The sequence below is a fragment of the Rothia sp. HMSC069C03 genome, assembly GCF_001811075.1.
Classification (GTDB): domain Bacteria; phylum Actinomycetota; class Actinomycetes; order Actinomycetales; family Micrococcaceae; genus Rothia; species Rothia mucilaginosa.
The window spans coordinates 344,389-364,921 of sequence record NZ_KZ627140.1; the positions used below are offsets into that span (position 1 = coordinate 344,389).

Annotated in this window: 16 protein-coding genes; 13 read left to right on the top strand and 3 right to left on the bottom strand. The window is 59.7% G+C overall.

Features of this window, described 5'->3' with window-relative positions:
- Nucleotides 1-121 precede the first annotated feature (121 nt).
- Nucleotides 122-2,155, top strand: a complete 2,034-nt coding sequence (gene thrS, locus HMPREF2779_RS08520; RefSeq protein ID WP_105361307.1) for a threonine--tRNA ligase — start codon at nucleotides 122-124, stop codon at nucleotides 2,153-2,155.
- 1,025 nt (nucleotides 2,156-3,180) lie between these two features.
- On the top strand, nucleotides 3,181-3,660 hold the full coding sequence (locus HMPREF2779_RS09270) for a hypothetical protein (RefSeq protein WP_233992334.1): 480 nt from the start codon (nucleotides 3,181-3,183) through the stop codon (nucleotides 3,658-3,660).
- 101 nt (nucleotides 3,661-3,761) lie between these two features.
- Here HMPREF2779_RS09270 and HMPREF2779_RS08535 read toward each other — a convergent pair whose 3' ends face one another.
- The 3 genes from HMPREF2779_RS08535 to HMPREF2779_RS08990 all read right to left on the bottom strand — a co-directional run bounded on the left by HMPREF2779_RS08535 (nucleotide 3,762) and on the right by HMPREF2779_RS08990 (nucleotide 8,388).
- Nucleotides 3,762-6,668, bottom strand: coding sequence for an FAD-binding and (Fe-S)-binding domain-containing protein (locus HMPREF2779_RS08535; protein ID WP_105361308.1), 2,907 nt, complete (start codon nucleotides 6,666-6,668; stop codon nucleotides 3,762-3,764).
- 353 nt (nucleotides 6,669-7,021) lie between these two features.
- Nucleotides 7,022-8,017, bottom strand: coding sequence for a restriction endonuclease (locus tag HMPREF2779_RS08540; protein ID WP_105361309.1), 996 nt, complete (start codon nucleotides 8,015-8,017; stop codon nucleotides 7,022-7,024).
- Between the two features lie 140 nt (nucleotides 8,018-8,157).
- The gene (locus tag HMPREF2779_RS08990) at nucleotides 8,158-8,388 is read right to left on the bottom strand and encodes a hypothetical protein (RefSeq protein ID WP_141744435.1); all 231 of its coding nucleotides are present in this window, start codon (nucleotides 8,386-8,388) and stop codon (nucleotides 8,158-8,160) included.
- A gap of 113 nt (nucleotides 8,389-8,501) precedes the next feature.
- On the opposite strand from HMPREF2779_RS08990, the gene HMPREF2779_RS08545 reads away from it, so the two are divergent.
- The 11 genes from HMPREF2779_RS08545 to yajC all read left to right on the top strand — a co-directional run bounded on the left by HMPREF2779_RS08545 (nucleotide 8,502) and on the right by yajC (nucleotide 20,524).
- On the top strand, nucleotides 8,502-10,184 hold the full coding sequence (locus tag HMPREF2779_RS08545) for a potassium channel family protein (RefSeq protein ID WP_070686436.1): 1,683 nt from the start codon (nucleotides 8,502-8,504) through the stop codon (nucleotides 10,182-10,184).
- Between the two features lie 480 nt (nucleotides 10,185-10,664).
- Nucleotides 10,665-11,327, top strand: a complete 663-nt coding sequence (locus tag HMPREF2779_RS08550) for a hypothetical protein (protein WP_070686435.1) — start codon at nucleotides 10,665-10,667, stop codon at nucleotides 11,325-11,327.
- An 87-nt stretch (nucleotides 11,328-11,414) separates the two neighbouring features.
- A complete protein-coding gene (locus tag HMPREF2779_RS08555) occupies nucleotides 11,415-11,990 on the top strand; it encodes an HIT family protein (protein ID WP_070686433.1) in 576 nt (191 codons plus the stop codon).
- A 521-nt stretch (nucleotides 11,991-12,511) separates the two neighbouring features.
- Nucleotides 12,512-13,693: a hypothetical protein gene (locus tag HMPREF2779_RS08560; protein ID WP_070686431.1), complete on the top strand. Its 1,182-nt coding sequence runs from the start codon at nucleotides 12,512-12,514 to the stop codon at nucleotides 13,691-13,693.
- A gap of 187 nt (nucleotides 13,694-13,880) precedes the next feature.
- Nucleotides 13,881-15,164: a Mur ligase family protein gene (locus HMPREF2779_RS08565; RefSeq protein ID WP_070686429.1), complete on the top strand. Its 1,284-nt coding sequence runs from the start codon at nucleotides 13,881-13,883 to the stop codon at nucleotides 15,162-15,164.
- Entirely contained in the window at nucleotides 15,164-15,931 is a 768-nt protein-coding gene (locus HMPREF2779_RS08570; RefSeq protein WP_070686427.1) for a type 1 glutamine amidotransferase, read from the top strand. Before HMPREF2779_RS08565 ends, HMPREF2779_RS08570 begins: the two co-directional genes overlap by 1 nt.
- Nucleotides 15,932-16,063: 132 nt before the next feature.
- Complete coding sequence (locus HMPREF2779_RS08575) at nucleotides 16,064-16,822, top strand: YebC/PmpR family DNA-binding transcriptional regulator (RefSeq protein ID WP_005508777.1); 759 nt, start codon at nucleotides 16,064-16,066, stop codon at nucleotides 16,820-16,822.
- Between the two features lie 313 nt (nucleotides 16,823-17,135).
- Nucleotides 17,136-17,792 (top strand): crossover junction endodeoxyribonuclease RuvC, encoded by a 657-nt coding sequence (ruvC, locus tag HMPREF2779_RS08580; protein WP_070686661.1) that lies wholly within the window; start codon nucleotides 17,136-17,138, stop codon nucleotides 17,790-17,792.
- A 232-nt stretch (nucleotides 17,793-18,024) separates the two neighbouring features.
- The gene (gene ruvA / locus HMPREF2779_RS08585; protein ID WP_049342023.1) at nucleotides 18,025-18,645 is read left to right on the top strand and encodes a Holliday junction branch migration protein RuvA; all 621 of its coding nucleotides are present in this window, start codon (nucleotides 18,025-18,027) and stop codon (nucleotides 18,643-18,645) included.
- Nucleotides 18,646-18,816: 171 nt separating this feature from the next.
- The gene (ruvB, locus tag HMPREF2779_RS08590; protein WP_172855776.1) at nucleotides 18,817-19,803 is read left to right on the top strand and encodes a Holliday junction branch migration DNA helicase RuvB; all 987 of its coding nucleotides are present in this window, start codon (nucleotides 18,817-18,819) and stop codon (nucleotides 19,801-19,803) included.
- Between the two features lie 361 nt (nucleotides 19,804-20,164).
- Nucleotides 20,165-20,524: a preprotein translocase subunit YajC gene (gene yajC, locus HMPREF2779_RS08595; RefSeq protein ID WP_070686423.1), complete on the top strand. Its 360-nt coding sequence runs from the start codon at nucleotides 20,165-20,167 to the stop codon at nucleotides 20,522-20,524.
- The last annotated feature ends 9 nt before the right edge of the window (nucleotides 20,525-20,533 follow it).

Genomic DNA, 20,533 nt, shown 5'->3' on the forward strand with positions numbered 1-20,533 from the left:
GCTGAGCGTTGGCTGGGAGCCGTTGTAAGATGGTGTGTGTCCGTGCACCAGTACAGTGCGGAATAGTATGCGCACCGGCGGCGCCCCGAGTGGCACGCTTGCGCCTGAGTTAAGGAGACTTATGTCTGCCGCTGATTCTTCAGCAATTGTTATTAGCGTTTCTGGTGAGGAGCGCGAGGTCACCGCGAAGACTGCCGCTGAGCTGTTCGCTGACGACCCGAAGATTGTTGTGGCACGCGTGAACGGCGTGCTGGTTGATCTCTCCCACGAGCTGTCTGCTGGCGATTCCGTTGAGCCGGTTTTCATTCACGAACCGGACGGCCTGAACGTTCTGCGCCACTCCGCTGCGCACGTAATGGCGCAGGCGGTGCAGGAGTACCGCAAGGACGCCAAGCTGGGCATTGGCCCGTACATTACTGACGGCTTCTACTTTGACTTTGATGTGGCTGAGCCGTTCACCCCGGAAGATCTGAAGAAGATCGAGAAGTCGATGATTAAGATCATCAAGTCCGGTCAGCTGTTCCGCCGCCGCGTGGTCACCCACGACGAGGCTGTCGCCGAGATGGCGAACGAGCCGTACAAGCTGGAGCTGCTCTCCCTGACCCAGGGCCCCGGTTCTGGTGCGGATGCTGCCGAGGGCGCATCCGTGGAGGTCGGCGAGGGTGAAATCACCATCTACGACAACGTGCACCCGAAGACCGGCGAGACCGTCTGGAAGGACCTCTGCCGCGGCCCGCACCTGCCGAACACCAAGCTGATTGCTAACGGTTACGCCCTGATGCGTGCCGGTGGTGCGTACTGGCGCGGTTCTGAGAAGAACCCCATGCTGCAGCGTATTTATGGTACCGCTTGGCCGACTAAGGAAGAGCTGGTGGCGTACAAGGAGCGCATCGCTGAGGCGGAGCGCCGTGACCACCGCCGCCTGGGTCGTGAGCTGGACCTGTTCTCTTTCCCGAAGAACATTGGCCCCGGCTTGCCGGTGATTCACCCTAAGGGTGGCGTGATTAAGCGCGAGATGGAAGACTATATGCGTACCCGCCACATTCAGGAGGGTTTCCAGTACGTCAGCACCCCGCACATTTCGAAGGAAGACCTGTTCTACACTTCCGGTCACCTTCCGTACTATGCGGATGGCATGTTCCCCTCCATGGAGCTGGATAACGGTAACTACCGCCTGAAGGCTATGAACTGCCCGATGCACAACGAGATTTACCGTTCTCGTGGCCGTTCGTACCGTGAGCTGCCGCTGCGTTTCTTCGAGTTCGGCACCGTGTACCGTGACGAGAAGTCCGGCGTGCTGCAGGGCCTGACCCGCGTGCGCATGATTAGCCAGGATGACTCCCACTCGTATGTGACGAAGGAGCAGGCACCGGACGAGGTGCGTCACCTGCTGAAGTTCATGCTGAGCCTGCTTGAGGATTTCGGCATGACTGACTTCTACCTTGAGCTGTCCACCCGCGACACTGAGGGTGATAAGAAGGATAAGTTCATCGGTACTGATGAGCAGTGGGAAGAGGCTACCGCGGTTCTGGAGCAGGTTGCGAAGGAGACCGGCCTGGAGCTCGTCCCGGATCCGGGTGGTGCTGCGTTCTACGGCCCGAAGATTTCGGTTCAGGCGAAGGACGCTATCGGCCGTACCTGGCAGATGTCGACCGTTCAGTACGACTTTAACCAGCCGAGCCGTTTCGGTCTGGAGTACCAGGCTGCTGACGGCACCGTGCAGGAGCCGGTCATGATTCACTCGGCGAAGTTCGGTTCGATTGAGCGCTTCTTGGGTGTGCTGACTGAGCACTATGCGGGTGCGTTCCCGGCATGGCTCTCGCCGGTTCAGGTCATTGGTGTGCCGGTGGCTGAGGCGTTCAACGACTACATGACCGAGATCGCGGACAAGCTGCGTGCGCACGGCGTGCGTGTTGAGGTGGATTACGGTTCGGACCGCTTCACCAAGAAGATTCGTACCGCGTCTACTGAGAAGGTTCCGTTCATTCTGATTGCTGGCGGTGAGGATGCGGAGCACGGCGCTGTTTCGTTCCGTTTCCGCGGCAACAAGCAGGAGAACGGCGTGCCCGTGGATGAGGCTGTGGCACGTATTGTGGAGCATATCCGCAACCGCGTGAACGAAGACCCCAAGCCCAGCACTGAGGCTGCTGAGTAGTACTAGGCTTTCTGGTCTAGCTCGCATATAGAAACCACCCCCTTTGCGGCGACAAGCTGCGGAGGGGGTGGTTTCTTTGTGCCCTTTGAGGAGGCGCGGGTGGGGGAGTGCGGTTGGGAGCAGAAAGTTGTGTCGCGGGCTAGTTTTTAGCCCCAGAGTGCTAGCGTGGTAGTAAGGCGAACATCCATAGTCATTCAGAAAATGGGTAGCTGGATGGTCCTGAAAATGATGTATCGCTGTTGATTATTGAGGGAGCACGAGCGTATGAAGTCGAATAAGTATGTTCCTGTTGGGATGCTGTTCTTGATCCTGGCAATTATCTTGAACGTAGTGTCAACTGTCAGCGACCTAGTACTTGGAATTCTCTACGGCATCTCAATAGCGGTATTGATTATTGGACTATCTAATAGTCGAAAATAGGTGCTGCAACTGAGAAAAGGGGGCTGGGGGTCTTCCCGGTTTGGCCGCTCAGCTGGCAGTAGCTGCATGGAGTTGCCGAGGTGCATTATAAGCAACCAAGGAGGTATATTATGAAAAGTATTATTTTTCAGAGCATCGGTGCTTTTATCCTCGTATTTTCTCTTTCCTGTCTGTTCTTGACAGTGATTCAGGGAATGGGAAATCTTTGTTCACCAAACGTTCTTATGATTTCCTTAGGTATGGGTTTGGTATCGGCTACCATGTACTTCTTTGCATTCAGGAATCATGACTAGTCAACCGTGCTATCTTAAAACATCTTAGAGGTAGGGCTATTGTCAGCCCTACCTCTCTTTTGTGTGTCTGTGCATATGGTGTGTCTACGGTAGCGCACTAGGGTTCGTTTGAAATCCTGTACTCGCACCTAGTCGTTCCCAATCTTTTTGCGCGACGGCGGCGGTCAAGCACGGTGCTTGCGCGGGTATACCCGTGCCTTCGCTATTACATAGTCGAAGAGAACCGACCCCTGAATAGTATTATGGAAAGCAACGTCGCTTACGAAGAAGCAACAGCCTTTATCGTAGAAGGCGCATTTGAAAGGATGAAGAATGGCAAGCATCGAAGTGATGAAGGAGCGGGCTCGTATTGCGGGTCGTTTCAATCTGTCTGCCCGCCGCAATCCAGAACACCGCGCACTCGTAACCCTAGCGGCTCAACGTGCCGGAGGAGAATGCCACGTCATCCCCGCTGCACCCGGCGAGAAAGTCGCTGACGTTTTCCGCCGCTCCCGTAACATCGCTGGAGAATCAGCCGTCATCATCGTCACCGAAATCAACGGAACGCTCTACTCCCAGATTATCCAAGCCGAACGCGTCCGAAACCTCGGGCAAGACTCACGCGGTGTAACAACCGTTGCGAGCGCATCCGGTGTTACCCAGCCAGAAACCGCACACGAAGACCTGACAATCGGCACTTTCTTGCAGTACGCACAGATGATTCCGACCGGCTCAGTTGTCCTAGAAAGCGACCTGAGCCCGGTGCAGGCAGTTGCGCATAACGCGTTGGGAACCCACCTGGTCACTGCCTAAAGACAGCCTAGAAGGAAGCAGGCATAAAGGGACCCGGCGGACTATCACATAAGATAGTCCGCCGGGTCCCTTCTTTATATCGTTGCTATGCGCTCAGTCTTTTATCGGGTGGTGCGTTCCAGCAGCTGCAGCACGTTCTGGTAGCTGTGGCCGGTCGCCTCCGTCATGCCCTGCTCACAGGTGCGGTTAGCCGAAATGTATGCGGCGAACTGCTTCTGCTCGCTCAGCTCCGCAGCCTCCGCCTCGGTAGCGCTCGCAGTCAGCTCCGGGTGCAACATACCGCGGTCACCCGCGTAGCCACAGCAACCCCAGTGCTTCGGCACGTACACGTCGTCGCTCATCGCGTTCGCAATCTTCTCAAACGCAGGCTGAGTACCCAGGTGAGTCATGGAGCAGGTCGGGTGCAGAGCAACCGACGGCAGGGGAGCGGACACGCTCAGCTTGTCCAGCATGTTATCGGCGGCGAACTGAACCGCATCGTACATGCGCAGACGCGAGTAGTCCGGCTCACCCGGCTTCAGACCGTTCACGATCTTGTGCTCAAGCGCCTTAATAACCTTCTCGCGCATCACCTCAAGGCCCTCAGTACAGGACGAAGCGTCACACACGACCGGCAGGCGGCCACCGTCGGTAGCCTCCCACAGGGACTTCAGCACGCGGTCGCTCATGATCGAGTAGCCGTCGGTGAAGCCCTTCGACTTCCACGGGGTGGAGCAGCACATCTCGCCAATATTGTCCGGGATGCGGTACTTCACGCCGGTACGCTCGCACAGGCGGATGAACGCCTGGGTTGCGTTGACCGGGTCGTGCTTGCCGTCGCCGTCCACACCGCCGAACATGGAGTTCACGCAGGCGGGGAAGAACACAATCTCAGCGGTTGCGTCCTTGTGCGGCTTACGTGCCGGGCCACCAACCGGCAGGTCCTTCTTGTAGGAAGGAACCATGTCGTCGCCCATGACCTTGCGGGCAATGTTGGTGGTGCCGTGCACCACGGGGAACGGCAGCTTCTTAGCCACGGTCAGGGACTTACCGGCAACCTTATCCATGATGCCCCACTGCTGTGCGGCGATCTTCCAGCCGGTAGCGGCCAGCTTGTCCTGGTTCTCGGAACGCAGGCGGCGAATCAGGTCACCGGTGTTGATGTTCACGGGGCAGCGGGTCTGGCACATGCCGTCCACTGCACAGGTCTCAATGCCGTAGTACTCGTACTCCTTACGCAGGCGCTCAGCGAGCTCGTGGTCGCCGTTCGCCTCAGCGGCAGCAATCTCACGGCGCAGCACAATACGCTTACGGGGGGTCAGAGTCAGGTTGCGGGAGGGGCAGACCGGCTCGCAGTAACCGCACTCCACACAGCGGTCGACTTCTTCCTCAACGGTCTCAGCGACCTTCAGGTCGGTCACGTAGTCGGTGTCCGGCTCAGCGAGCAGAACGCCCGGGTTCATGAAGCCCTTCGGGTCGATGAGGCGCTTAATCTGGCGCATCACGTCGAAGAGTTCCTCACCGAACTGGCGGCTCACGAACGGCGCCATGATACGGCCGGTACCGTGCTCAGCCTTCAGCGAGCCGTCAGCGGAAAGGATCAGCTGAACCATTTCTTCGGTGAACTCGCGGTAGCGGTCCAGCTGCTTCGGGTCGCGGAACTGCTCGTTCAGCATGAAGTGGATGTTACCGTCCTTCGCGTGGCCGAAGATCACGGAGTCCTGGTAGCCGTGCGAATCGAACAGCTTGGTCAGGTCGCTACAGGTGTTACCCAGAACCTCGACGGGCACAACCACGTCTTCCAGCAGCGCGTTAGTGCCGGAACGGCGGTTACCCGCAACGGTGGTGTACAGGCCACGGCGGGCAGCCCACAGTGCGTTACGCTCAGACAGCTTGCTGGTCATCGACACCGGCGAAGCCACGGGCAGGCTCTTGAACATGGGTGCTGCTGCGGCGGCAAGGTCGCTCAGCTCCTGCTCAGAGTTGCCCTGGAACTCAACCAGCAGGGCGGCGTGGTCCTTCACATCAATGGCGGCGAGCGCCTCCGCAGCCTGACCGGTACGCTGAGCCACACGAATACTGGTGGCGTCCATCAGCTCGACGGTAGCGAGCTTGTTAGCAACCAGTTCAGGCACGGAACGTGCAGCATCAATCAGGTTGTTGAACACCAGCAGGCCGGTCGAGGTATTCTTCAGGATCGGCAGGGTGCGGTAGGTTGCCGAAGCAACGAAGCCGAGGGTACCTTCCGAACCGATCAGCAGGTGCTGCAGAATGTCCACGGGGGTTTCAAAGTCGACCAGGGAGTTCAGGCCGTAACCCATGGTGTTCTTCATGGAGTACTGCTGGCGGATCTTCGCCATGGACTCGGGGTTCTCGGTGACGCGCTTACGCAGGCGCAGCAGGCCCTCGTGAAGTTCAGGTTCGAGGGAGCGTAGCTTCTGGTCGGCGTCCGGCTCGGCGGTGTCAATGATGGTGCCGCTGGGGAGCACGAACACCATGGAGTCCAGGGTGTTGTACGTGTTGTAGGCGGTACCCGAAGACATACCGGAGGAGTTGTTCGCAACCACGCCACCGATGGTGCATGCGGACCATGATGCCGGGTCGGGGCCGAGCTTGTAGCCGTAGGGTGCCAGGTAGTTGTTGACCATCATGATGGTCGCGCCGGGCTGCACACGCACCTTCTTGCCGTCTTCAAGGACCTCGATCTTCTTGAAGTGGCGGCGGGTGTCGATCATGAGGCCGTCACCGCTTGCCTGGCCGGAGAGGGAGGTGCCGCCGGAGCGGAAGGTGAGCGGCAGGCCGAGGTCGCCGGCTGCGCGGAAGATGTTTGCGACGTCTTCGGCGGAGTCGGGGCGGATCAGGCCGGCGGGCACGAGCAGGTAGTGGGATGCGTCGTGCGAGATTGCCAGGCGTTCGAGTTCGGAGACGCTGGATTCGACTGCCTCGGCGCGCGCGTCAGAGAGCAGGCGCTTGAGGGTGTCTTCGTAGGGGGACTTGAGTGCTTCGGACGTGTTTGACACGACGGTCATAATCTTGCTTCCTTACTGGTGACAGGTGTGTGAATGCTGTCTTTATTCCAGTATCTTCCTTTGAACGCCGTCTTTTCTGGTTAGTTATGGCTAAGCTTGGCGACTACTTGTCACCATACTGGGTGTCGGTTTTACACCGAAGCGAGCGGCGGGGTGTGCCGCGTGTTGGCGGGCTTCCCGGGGTGTTTCGCGGGGTTGCCCGCGCGCATCTGTGGAGGCGCGCTCGCCTCCCTCAACCTGGTTTGAGTTTTTCTTAGGCGCGGCCGCCGAGTGCCGTAACATTCCAGCGGCTAACCCAAAAGAAAGCGTGGGGCAGAAAGCTACATGCTTTCCACCCCACGCTTATGTAATGTTTAGGCTTCGTCGAAGAAGTCCTCATCAAGCTTCATGATGGTGTACGTACGTGCCACCTGCACACCAACACCGTACTTAATCATGAAGCGTGCCAGGTGCTCACCATCAATCAGAACGAGAGAAATTCCGCTACCAAGTTCCTCCGCGTAGCCGCGTGCGCCAGACGTAAAGGAGCTCGACGTGATGAACACACCCTGCGTTGCCTTGCCGTGCAGCGCGCCCACAAAGTTCTGAAGGTCGGGGCGGCTCACCACATTGTCCTTGGCGTAACGCTTAGCCTGGACATAAATCTTTGAAAGACCCAACGCATCCTGGTCAATGATTCCATCCACGCCGCCGTCATTGGAAGCCGGAGTAACGGTGCCGCGTCCTGCAGGGCCACCGTAGCCCATCGCCAAGAGAATATCCACCACCAGATGCTCAAACGCAGTCGGAGACATTGCGCGGACGCGTTCCAAAATGTCGTGCGTCAGGGCGGACTCAATCTGAGTGATGCTTTCGTCGATGAGTTCCTGCGGGGTGCTATCAGACACCTCAGCGGGTGCAGTCGTGACGGCAACAGTCTTGGTAGCGGTCTTCGGGGTTTCCTGCGGGTCCTGCTCGGAACTATCAGACTGGGAACGCTCACGCGTGCTGCGGGCGGAACGAACGATATGCGCGACGACATCATCGGGGATGCCCCCAGGATGAGCCTCAATCAGCTTCAAGCCTTCGTCAGAAATAACCTGCTGACCGCGGCGAGGGGAATCAACCGCACCGAACATCTTGAGATAGGTCAAGCCCCAACTAATGCGGTCCACATAGACGGGACGCTTGCCGTTCGGCAGGTAGGGTAGTAGCTGCTCGTCAGAAAGCGGGTAGCGCTCTGCTACAGCGCTATAAATCTCTTTATTGGTGCGGGAGTTGCCGTCAGATAGGTAAGCAAGAATGCTGGGAATGAATTCGTAGAACTTGGGAAGTTCAACCTCAGTGGTATCAGGCGACTGAGCGGTCATCGGTGTATCTCCATTGATTGATAACGGCTGGTTAATAACGGCGGGTAGTCCGTTCTTAATATACCTCTAATACAAAAGATAATCGTTACCAGAGGTGCCTGTTTTCCCTTGTGCAGGCTTTATTAGCGCCGCAGCTGCTCTTAGGCACGCCCGCCGAGGGCCGTAACATTCCAGCTAGCAGTACTATCAGAAGTCACCACACCACAAAATAGGGGAGAACCCGCCGAAGCACGCACCCCCAAATCCTCCACAAACACGCGGCCACCCGCAGGCACACTACGCTCCTTACGATCCACACCCGCACAATACACCGTCATCTTCGCACCCGAACGGTTCTCCACCGCAACCGAACCGCCGCCCGATTTCGACACAGTATCGTGCACAAAACCGCGGTGTAAAGACCGCCGCCCAAAGGTCACAGCACAAGGTCACAGTGCAACGAAATAGAAACGCAAACGCAACGGCGTGGAGTATCATTCACACTATGGATAAGGCAGAACAGAACCAGACAGACAACACGGTAAAGAACGGCACAGCACCCAATACCTCGGGGAATACCTCGGGCAATATTCCGGGGAACAGCCCGGTGGGTGCGTCTGCGCGCCCTGAAACTGTTGCATCTGAAACTACCGCATCTGAAGCCGCCGCTGAGAATACCACGAAGGCTGGTTATACCCAGTCGGCACCGGCAGAATCCAGTGCCGCCAAAACTAGTGCTGCAGCAAGTAGCCCCGCAGAGGCTACCGCCCCCGGCATGGAGGCAGTACAGGTTGATGCCGTGCAGATTGATAGCGCCCGCCTGGACAGCACCCACTCCGTCTACTCCACCGACCTGGACCCCGACGACTACGAAGAGGTCGTCGAAGAATACGCCACCACCGACGCGCCGGACGGTACGCACCGCGAGGAGCGTCGCATCACCCGCACCACGCATCACCCGCACGGCAAGGGCGACCAGAAAGCGGGCACCCAGGGTAACCCCGATGGTGACGCCGAGATTATTGATGTAGGCGAACCTGAAACGCACACCACGACTATCCGCACGGTCACCCGCACCGTCACGGACCCGCCGCGTCGCGCCCCGCGCACCCGCCTGTTCCGCACGCTCAGCAAGTACCGCGGCGAGAAGAACCTGGCGGCGTGGGAGGAACGCTCCTCCACGCCCATGTTCGTGGCGTCCGTACTGTACCTGCTCGCGTTCGCCGCGCCCATCATGAGCACACGCATTCAGGAGCCGTACGACGCGTACCTCAACATCATTCAGATGATCCTGTGGGGCCTATTCGCCGCCGACTACTGCATTCGCCTGTACTTGGCGCCGCGGCGACTCTACTTCATCACGCATAACCTGATGAACCTGGCGATTGTGCTGCTGCCCGCGTGGCGTATTGTCAGCTTCCTCTCCATGATTTATATGACCGCCAACCGCCAATATAAGAGGCTCTCAGAGCTGGCGGTGAAGCTCTTCGGATACACCGCGATCTTCATCATCATGTTTGCCCTGTCGATCTATTCGGTGGAGTCCTCCGAGCCGGGCGCGATGATTCGTGACCTGCCCACCGCCTACTGGTGGATGTTCACGACCCTCGCCACGGTCGGCTACGGAGACGTTTACCCGGTCACCGGTATCGGCAGGGTCATCGCCGTGATCGTCATGCTGTACGGCGGGGGCTTGGTCGCGGTTGCTACCGGTGCGCTCGCGAGCTGGATTATCGAAAAGTTTGGTGGCAGGGAGGAGCAGGAGTACCCCGCAACCAAGGCTGACGTGGACGATCTTCGCCAGGAGATTTCTGAGCTGCGCGCCCTGCTAGCTCGTGAGTATGCGCGCCGTGAAGCCCACGACTGCAGGCTGCGTGAGGTCGTAGATGAGGAGGGCGTGCACCCCGTTCCTTCGGAGGCGGAGGCGGCACGCCGCGCCGGTTTCAGCGCCGCCGCGGGCTTTACTGCCCCTGGTACTCCTGGCGCTCCGGGTGCTGCTGCGGCAGCTTCTGCGGAGGCTACCCCGAACACCGCGCCCGGCGCCGCGCGGGCTGGTGAACCTGCCGACTCCTCGGCATCTCATGAGGTTGCGGTGCGCGAGCAGGAGCCGGTCGCCCTGCTGGAGGAGACCCGCCAGACGTTCACGATTATTCGTGAGAAGTTCTCGCTACGTTCCCGCAAGCAGTAGTCCGCTCGCAAATACCCTGCGGACAGTAACCGGGCTGTAGCGGCTCGGTTGCGGTAGCGCAGATATGACAGTTTGGTTGAGGCTCGGCACTCAAACCCACACCGCATACCCGTTGTGGCGGTGGGTTTGGGTGCCGAGCCCACGTTAAGGCAAGACGAAGGCAAGAAAACTGCCACCCACGCCACCGTGCGAGATATTTCGCCTTGTCGAGGCAAAATTAGCCCGCGGAGTGCAAATTGGGGCTCATGTGCGTGAAAAACCCCTCAACTTAAGGTCTAATGTGACCAAACTATCTTTTTAAAAATGACCGCTACTGGTGAAACTCCTAGCCAGAGCCTATAAACTATCTACCGTGCCGGTTATCGAACGCCCTGTAGCCTCAATGCGCTACGGGGTGTCGTCGTATCCCCACCTCACTCACGGGGAGGCACCACTCAACTCACAAACTCACTCAAACACATACTCTGTTAGGACACGTTCGTGGCACCTAAGTCAACTCTGAGCGCGCTCGCACTACTCGGCGCGCTCTCCCTCACCGCGTGCGCATCCGCACCGAATAACGCCTCCGCAAGTGCGGTTGTTGACCCCGCAGCTTTTGAAACCGTCGAGCCTAGTGCCGTTTCCGCCCCCGGCGATGACAGCACCGGAATTAAGGCGGCGGTTAATGCCTCGCATGACCCGTCGATTCACCCGACCGCGACTCAGCCCACTGAGACCCCCGCGCCGGCGGGTGCCGGTAGCTATACGCCGGATGCTCAGGAGCAGACCATCTCCACCGCGGCACCCATGCCTTCCTCGGTAGCCGTTGCGCGCTCGCAGAAAATCATGGACGGCACCTGGATTCAGCAGGGTGCCGCCGACCTTCAGAACTACATGGACGCCGTCATCCACGACGGCATTATTGAAGTCACCTACCACCTGAACCACGAAGAGCTGGCAACCCCCTTCTGGTTTGGTACTTTCGAAGCGAAAGACGGTAACTTCACCCACGTTTCTCACGTGGACCGTGTGAAGCTGACCCGCGCACCATATGCCTCCAACAAGGAAACTAAGGAATTCACCATGGAGGACGGCGTGCTGAGCTTACCCATGACCTTTGAGGGTGCCACCCGCATCATTCACCTGGAAAAGCTTCACGGCTAAGCGCACTGCCGGGGGAGTCATCTCATATCTGGCATGCATGACGGATGAGGCGTTCCCGTTGCCGCGTGCGGGCTATAGAATGGGACTATGAGCGAGAACATGACCCCCGAGCACGGCACCGCAGCCTCGGTGCAGGATTCCTTCGAGCTGCCCAGCGCACCGGACCAGTTCCAGCGCCTGTGGACCCCTCACCGCACCGCTTACGTGAGCGGTGGCCAGAAGGACTACACCGAGAAGACCTGCCCCTTCTGCACTGCGCCCAGCCGCAGTGATGAGGAGTCGCTGATTGTGCATCGCGGCAAGCATGCCTTCGTGATTCTCAACCTCTACCCGTACAACCCCGGTCACTTGCTGGTCTGCCCGTACCGCCACATCCCGTTCTACGATGATGCAACCGAGGCGGAAACCGTTGAGATCGCGCAGCTGACTCAGCTCGCCATGAAGGTTCTGCGTGAGGTGTCGCATAATGATGGCTTCAACATTGGCATTAATCAGGGCAAGGTGGGCGGCGCGGGCATTGCTGATCACCTGCATCAGCACATTCTGCCGCGCTGGAGTGGGGACACGAACTTCCTGCCGATTATCGCTCACACCAAGACCATGTCACGCACGCTGGATGATATGCGTGTGGCCATTGCGGAGGGGTTTGCCCGCCTCAGCTAGATAGCTCGGTGCACTGGTTGAGAGGCTTGGTGAGTTTGCGAATCTGCACTAATTGCTTTAATTTGCAAACCAGTGCAGAAAAAATTTGCTTCATAAATGCGTAGATTAGGTGTTTAACGCTCATTTGAATGATGTTACGTCTGCTATGTATGGCAAAGTTTTAAATGCAGCGACGCTGCGGGGAAGCTTCCGGCTTCCATGAACACCGCATAGCTCACCGAAAAATAGCGGTCACCGATCGCTTTCGGGCTTGGCAGGGTGAACGCCCTGCCTCAACCACAGAGGTCAGCGCCTCAGCTGAGAATCCACCCCGTCGTGCGTGAACGCACGGCAACACTGCGGGGGTGCGGATTAGCGTGAAGGACGCTGGCCTCTTTTTTGCTTTTTGAGGGCACTGCTTTTGCCCCTCAGGGACGTTGCGCCAGGATGCGCCGCCGAAGACGTGATACCCGGATGCACCCGCACCCCTCGAGAAAGAACCCAGGAGAAAGAACCCGCCAGACCCGCTAGAGTGGAATGCTATGGACTACCCCAACCTGCTTGAGACTGCTTTCGACGAGTTTAGCGCTGTGCCCGCCGCCGGTGATTCTGCAGGCGCGCCGCAACTACTCATCTGGAGGCAGATCCGCTGGTCCAACCGCCGCCCGCTCATTGAGGTGGAACCGGTCGTGCCCGGCGGGGTCCCTGAAGGAGCTCATAACCGGGCATCTCAAGCGGCGGGGGCGCCCCATATGACGGGGGAGAGTGCCCCTAATCAGGAAAGCAGCCCCGCGCAGCGTGGCGTTCCAAGCGGGGTTCGCATCCAGATTCCGTTGACCCCCGGCGCCTACCTGGGGTTGCGTATTCCGCGCGATAGCGAGGGGGAACTCTACCGCTACTGCGCCGGATACACCACCGGCACGAGCAATAACGCCGCCCCCGAATCTGCGGGAATCCGCCGCGTACCCTGCCCCGAGGGCACCCGCATCCAGCGTGGCCAGCAGTGCCCGCGCTGCACCGCCCGCGACGAATTCACCGCCCTGCACAGCGCGCACCTGTACCCCGGAACGCTCACCGAATCCATGCGCGCCTACGCCATGCTGGAGCATCGCCTCTACATCGCGACTTTCCCGGACGGCACGCACAAGGTCGGCACGAGCTCTCTGCATTCGACCCCGCGCCGCCTGGATGAGCAGGCGGTCGCCACCGCCACCTACATTGCGCTTGCACCTGACGGCCTTGCCATTCGCCGCGCCGAGGACGCCGTGACCGCCCTCGCGAAGATTCCGCAGGTCAAGCAGGTGGCGAGCAAGTACCGCGCCTGGACGAACCCGCTGCCCGGTGCGCAGCTTCGTGTTGCCCATCAGGAGGCGGTTGCCCGCGCCCGCGAAGCGCTCGCCGAACTAGCACGTACCGACCCGGAGGTGCCGCTCACCGCCCTGGATGAGCCGTGGATTCCGTCGCTTGCCATGAACCGCCCGTATGCGGCTCTGCGCGCGCAATCGCCCGAACCGCTGGCGCCCTGTGAATCTGGTCTGGGTGGTTCCGGTACTGAGAGCGGGGCGGCTGGCTTCTTCTGCACGGGCGCGGCGGGTCAGTTTTTGAGCGCCCACACCGGCGATGCTGACGCGGCGTTCCTGGTGAATACTGCCGCGTGGCGGAATGTGCTGGTGGAGCCGGCGCAGGAGTTCACGCGGGTGAGGGTGCAGGGTTCTCTGTTCTAAGCGGGCTTGCTCTTCTAAGCGGGCTCGCTGTTCTAATACCCCCGGCGCTTCGCCCTAGCCGGAGCCCCGCACCAAACCCCACCCCGCCCGAACCAAACCCCGCACCAAAACCCCAGTAACCCCGCCCCGTCCGGCATGAGCGAACGAGCCCGGCGGGCCATTCAGCCGCTGGCGTGCGTGTACTAAAATGGTAAGCATGTCCAAACCCCTCATTCGTCTTCTCGGCCAGGGCGTACGCGCCGCGACTAAGCTTCGCGGCGGCGGCTCCGCCTTCCCCGGCCTTGTCATGGAAAAATTGCACCCCGACTTCGTCGCTGAAGAGCTCGCGAAGCTGCCCTACGGCGTGGTTGTTGTCTCCGGCACGAACGGTAAGACCACCACCACGAAGATGGCTGTGCAGCTGCTTGAAGCTCAGGGTCTGAAGGTTTTCACTAACCGCACCGGTTCGAACTTTGTGCGCGGTGTCGCTGCGGCACTGCTGGGCGAGATGACCCTCGGCGGCAAGCTTGATGCTGATATTGCTGTGCTTGAGCTGGACGAGGCGCACGCCGTGCACTTCGTGAAGGCAGTCAAGCCCGATTACGCTCTGCTGCTGAACGTTCTGCGTGACCAGCTGGACCGCTTCGGTGAGATTGACACGACCCGCCGCATGCTGGCGACCGTCGCCTCCGCAACGACCGGCACCGTGGTGCTCAACCGTGAGGACCCGCGCATCCGCTCCCTCGCTGAGAACGTGCAGCCTGGCGTGACCGTCAAGTACTACGGCCTGGATGAGTCCCTGCGTTCGTACTTCCCCTCGGACGATGAGATGCGCGGCGGCACCGTCGCGAAGGCAACCCTGCCCGACGCAGACGTCACCCTGACCGCTTTCTCCGGCACCTCCGCAACCTTCGACCTGGCGGGCGTAGAGCGAGTCGGCGAAATCAACCTCTACGGCATCTACAACATCTTCAACGCGGCTGGCGCTATGGCGCTGACCCGCGCCGTCATGGGCGAAAAGCTCAACGAAGATAAGCTCATCGCGGAGCTGGCGAAGATTACCCCCGCCTTCGGTCGCGGTGAGACCCTGAACGTGAACGGCCGCCCGCTGCAGCTGCTGCTCGTGAAGAACCCGAGCGGTTTCCGCCTGTCCCTGGCGAGCGCGAACGCTGACGACTACGCCACCATGATCACGATTAACGACCAGTACGCTGACGGTCGTGACGTGTCCTGGCTGTGGGATGTTGACTTCGACAGCTTGAAGAAGACCGGCGTGCAGATGGTTTCGGGTGTGCGCGCCTGGGATATGGCGCTGCGCCTGGAGCATGACGGCGTGAAGGTTGACGAGGTCAACGAGAACCTCGTCGATGCGCTCAAGGGCTTCATCGCCTCCAGCGGTAACGCGCCCATGCGTATTTTCTGCACCTACACCGCAATGCTGGCTCTGCGTGAAGAGCTCGCAAAGATCACTGACGTTGAGAGGGTTTCCTAATGACGGCAACTCACACTTTTGAGGGCACCCCCGCCTCCGGCCCCAATAACGGTAAGACTCTGCGTATTCTGCAGCTGTACCCGCTCGACATGAACATTTACGGCGACTGGGGCAATACCCTGGCGTTGGCTCGTCGCGCGCAGGCGCACGGCTTTGACGTGCAGATTCTGGACCACAACCCCGGTCAGCCTTTCCCGGAAGATGTTGACATCATTCTGGGTGGCGGCGGTCAGGACTCGGGTCAGTCCGTGATTCAGGATGACCTGCACGCGAACGGTGACACGCTGCGCTCGCTGGCTGAGGCTGGTGTGCCGATGCTCGTCATTTGTGGCCTGTACCAGCTGTTCGGCAAGGAATTCCGCACCCGTGAGGGTGAGGTGCTGAAGGGTATCGGCATTTTTGATGCGCGCACGGTCGGCGGCGATGACCGCCTGATCGGCAACATTGTTGAGGAGTCTGAGGAGTTCGGCACCGTGATTGGTTTTGAGAACCACTCGGGCCTGACTTACCTGGGTTCCGGCTGCACCCCGCTGGCTACCGTCACCAAGGGTGAGGGTAACAACGTGACCGATGCGCATGAGGGTGCGCGCGTGCACAATGTGATTGGCACCTACCTGCACGGTTCGCTTCTGCCGAAGAACCCGAAGATTTCGGATTACCTGATTGAGCAGGCGGCTCAGCGTAAGTTTGGCGAGTTCACGCCGAACACGATTGACGACTCGCTGGTGGAGAAGGCGCGCGCTTCGGCTGCGTCTCGCCCCCGCTAGCCTATTCCTGGCGGTGGCGTGCACTTTCTGAAGTGGTGTGCGCCTCCGCTACGGTATAGTTATGTGAGTACAGTACGGTGCGTGGGACGTTTCGCCGTGCCCGCACGGAGGTTTTGACTAAGGGAGATACGAATGTCCGGTCACTCTAAATGGGCGACTACTAAGCACAAGAAGGCTGCTATCGACGCCAAGCGCGCGAAGGCTTTCGCGAAGTTCATTAAGGCAATTGAAGTTGCAGCACGTATGGGCGGCGCTGATATTGCTGGTAACCCCGCTCTTGACCTGGCTGTGTCGAAGGCGAAGAAGAACTCCGTTCCTAACGACAACATTGACCGCGCAATCAAGCGTGGCGCTGGCCTGACCGGTGAGACCATTGACTACACCGAAATCATGTACGAAGCACGCGGCCCGCAGGGTACCGCTCTGTACATTGAGTGTCTGACCGATAACCGTAACCGTGCAGCGTCTGAGGTTCGCCTGGCTGTGACCCGTAACGGCGGCACCATGGCTGACCAGGGTTCGGTTGCGTTCCTGTTCGAGCGTAAGGGCGTTGCTGAGGTCACCAAGACTGACGGTCTGACCGAGGACGACGTTCTGATGGCTGTTCTGGATGCAGGTGCCGAAGAGGTTCTGGACGAGGGCGACGTGTTCACCGTTGTTTCCGCACCGACCGACCTGCCTGAGATCCGTAAGGCACTGGACGAGGCTGGCCTGGAGTACAACAACGACGACCCGGTCTTCCGCCCGACCATGCAGGTTGACCTGGACGCTGAGGGTGCTAAGAAGTTCATGAAGCTGGCAGACGCTATTGAAGAGCTCGACGACGTTCAGAACGTCTACTCGAACGCTAACGTTTCTGCTGAGGTCATGGCAGAGCTGGAAGCTGAGTAATCACTCGGATTCTGATATCTGATGCTTGAAGAAGCCGCTCCTTTAACCGAGCCGCCGTAGGGTGGCTGGTTGGGGGAGTGGCTTCTTAGCGTCTGGGGCTATTTTGGGGATGCGCTGGGTACTTTTCGCGGGGCGCGCGGTGACTGTTCACGCGGTGACCGCGCTTGTGATGGCCGTTCTCGTGGTGACCGTGCTCGTAGCACGCCCCGGTGCCGGGTGCTAGGATTCTGAAGGGCTAGAATCTAGATATTCTAGAGGGAGCTTGTCGAAAGGGGAGATGATGGCCGCCGCTCAAACTGCCGCACGCGATAGCATGCGCGAGAACCGTACCGCCGCCGCCGTGGAGCGTGTGCCGGGCGCAACCCGCATCATGGGTGTTGACCCGGGCCTGACCCGCTGCGGCTTCTCCATGCTCGATATGACCGCCGACCGTAAGGCGCACTTCGTGAACGTGGGTGTTGCCGGTACGATCCCGGCGGAGTCCCTGGACCAGCGTATTCTCTGGATTTTCAATGCCGCCTCCCACTGGCTCGACACCTATAAGCCGGATGCCCTGGCAATTGAGCGTATCTTCGCTCAGGAGCAGGTGAACACGGTGATTGGTACGGCGCACGCTTCGGGCGCGGTGATTTCTGCTGCGGCGATGCGCGGCGTGCCGGTGTTCTTTCATACCCCTTCGGAGGTGAAGGCGGCGGTGACCGGTAGTGGCCGCGCCGATAAGGCATCCGTGGGCCGCATGGTGACCCGCATTCTGGGTTTGGATTCTATGCCGAAGCCCGCCGATGCTGCCGATGCCCTGGCGATTGCGATCTGTCACGGCTGGCGTGGCGGCGGCATCGGTTCGGGTATCAATATGGCAGCCCAGACGCAGACTCACCAGGGTTCACACCCGGCGCAGTCGCCTCGTGGTGGGTCGTTGACTCCGGCGCAGCGTGCCTGGATGGAGGCGGAGGCGCGCGCCCGCCGCTAGAGGCGCCGCCGCTAGAAGGTGCCTTCGCGGGCTCTGGCGCCCTCTCCTGCTGGCTCGCATGTATTCGCTAAGAAGTTCGAATATATGCTTGATTTCAGAAGAAATATTCTAATATACTTGTAGTGTCTCCCCGTTGAATTGGGGGAGTGCGTTCTGTGGGTGCCGGAGTTCCCGGTGCCCTCACACTGCCGCGAGCCTCATTCCTGGGCGCGGTGTTGAAAGGTGGAGAGAAATGATTGCATCCCTGACCGGTCGTGTGGTTCAGGTGGGCCTTGATCATGCGGTGATTAACGTGAACGGTTTCGGCATGCTTGTGTACGCTACCGCGCGTACTCTCTCCAAGCTGCGCACCGGTGAGGAAGCTACCGTGCTGACCACCATGATTGTGCGTGAAGAGTCGATGACCCTGTACGGTTTTTCGGAGCCTGCCGAGCGTGAAGTGTTCGATATGATGCTTTCGGTTTCCGGTATTGGTCCGCGTATTGCCCTGGCGGTGTTGAGTGTTCACACTGCCGCTGAGGTGGAGCGCGCCGTGGCGACCGGTGACGATAAGGCGTTCACGAAGGTTCCCGGTATTGGTCCGAAGGGGGCCCGCCGTATTGTGCTGGAGCTTGCCGGCAAGCTGATTCTCAGCGATGGCCAGACCGATGAGCTGCCGCTGAGCCAGGGCATTGTCTGGAAGCCGCAGGTGCTTGACGCTCTCACCTCCCTGGGCTGGAGCGAGAAGGACGCTTCCGCCGCTATTGACGCTTACGTGCAGCACAACCCTGCCGCAGAGACTGAGCCGGTGGGTGTGGCTCTGCGCGGTGTGCTCGCCTCCTTGGGTACTCAGAACACGGTGGGCCGCCACTAAACGGCGCGCCCTGTTCGATGTATCCCACTCAAACTTTTGTGAAAGAAGAATTCTATGAGCCAGAATCCCTATGAGCCGCAGCCCGCGGCGTCCCTGGTTTCCGGCGGGTATTTTCCCGGTCAGGTGCCCGGCACTCAGGCGTCTTCAGCTCCCGCCCAGCGCCTGGTGGCGATGGAAGAAGAGCCTGAAGAGAAGATGATTGAGGCGGCACTGCGCCCTAAGTCCCTGGATGACTTTGTGGGTCAGCGCCGTGTGCGTCAGCAGCTGTCCCTGGTGCTGGAGGCTTCGAAGATGCGTGGCCGTAGCGCCGACCATGTGCTGCTGTCGGGCCCTCCCGGTCTAGGTAAGACCACGCTCGCAATGATTATTGCGGCAGAGATGGAGGCGCCGCTGCGTATCACCTCCGGCCCGGCGATTCAGCATTCGGGTGATTTGGCGGCGATTCTGTCCTCGCTGACCCCCGGTGAGGTGTTGTTCCTGGATGAGATTCACCGTATGAGCCGCCCTGCTGAAGAAATGCTCTACATGGCGATGGAAGATTTCCGTGTGGACATTGTGGTCGGTAAGGGTGCGGGTGCGACTTCCATTCCGCTGGAGCTGCCGCAGTTCACTCTGGTGGGTGCGACGACCCGTGCGGGTCTGCTGCCCGGTCCTCTGCGTGACCGCTTCGGTTTTACCGGTCACTTGGAGTTCTATTCGGTGGAGGAGCTTGAGCTGGTGCTTCGCCGTAGCGCGGGCCTGATGGATATGCAGATTACCTCCGAGGGTTTCACCGAGATTGCCGGTCGTTCCCGCGGCACGCCGCGTATTGCGAACCGCCTGCTGCGCCGTGTGCGTGACTGGGCGCTGGTGAACGGCGTGGACCGCATTAACGCGACCGATGCCGCAACCGCGTTGGACATGTACGAGGTGGATTCGCGCGGCCTGGATCGTCTGGACCGCGCCGTGCTGGAGGCGCTGATTCACAAGTTCGGCGGCGGCCCGGTGGGTCTGTCCACCCTCGCCATTGCGGTGGGTGAAGAGACGGAGACCGTGGAGACGGTTGCCGAACCGTACCTGGTGCGTGAAGGCCTGATTGGTCGTACCCCGCGCGGTCGTGTGGCTCTGCCCGCGGCGTGGGAGCACCTCGGCTTGGAAGCCCCGGAGATTCAGCTCTAGATGCGCATTAGCTGATAACACTGTAGTAGCCCGTGGGAGGTATCCGCCTCCTGCGGGCTTCTCTGTACCCCGGTTTCTGCAGGGGCAGTATCTCTTCTGCAGGCGCGGCACTCTTCTACCGGTTCTGCAGGCGCTGTCGGGTTTCATTGGGCTCTGCCGGGCTCTGCTGGTCTTTATTGGCGACATAAAATTACGCCGAGAGAGTCCAAAACTCAGGTTAACCTCACAAAAACGCTGGTTCGGGGCGCTAAAGCTCATGCTCTCGCGTAGGATGGATACGTACTGTATCTACGATTCCACACCTTCTGGTACGCTCAACCCTCGCGGTGAGCGGCACGGGTGCGGATGTGAAAGTGAGACCATGGATTTTAACCTCCTGATTATGATCGCCATGATGGCGCTGCTGGCATGGATGATGTTCTCTGCCCAGAAGCGTCAGCGTAAGCAGATGGAGGAACTGCGCGCAATGCAGCAGTCTCTCGTCCCCGGCGCCCAGGTGATGACTGGTTCCGGCATCTACGGTACCGTTGTCAGCACTGACCTTGAGAACAACAAGCTGCAGCTTCAGATTGCGGACGGTGTTGTTATCACCCTGGCACTGAACGCGATTATGGCCGTCGTCGAGGAGGAAGCCCCCGCAGCGCCCCTGACCGAGGACGTGTACGAGGCTACCGCATCCGAAGCTCCCGCTTCCGATACCTCTTCTGATACTGCTAAGTAATTCAGAGCG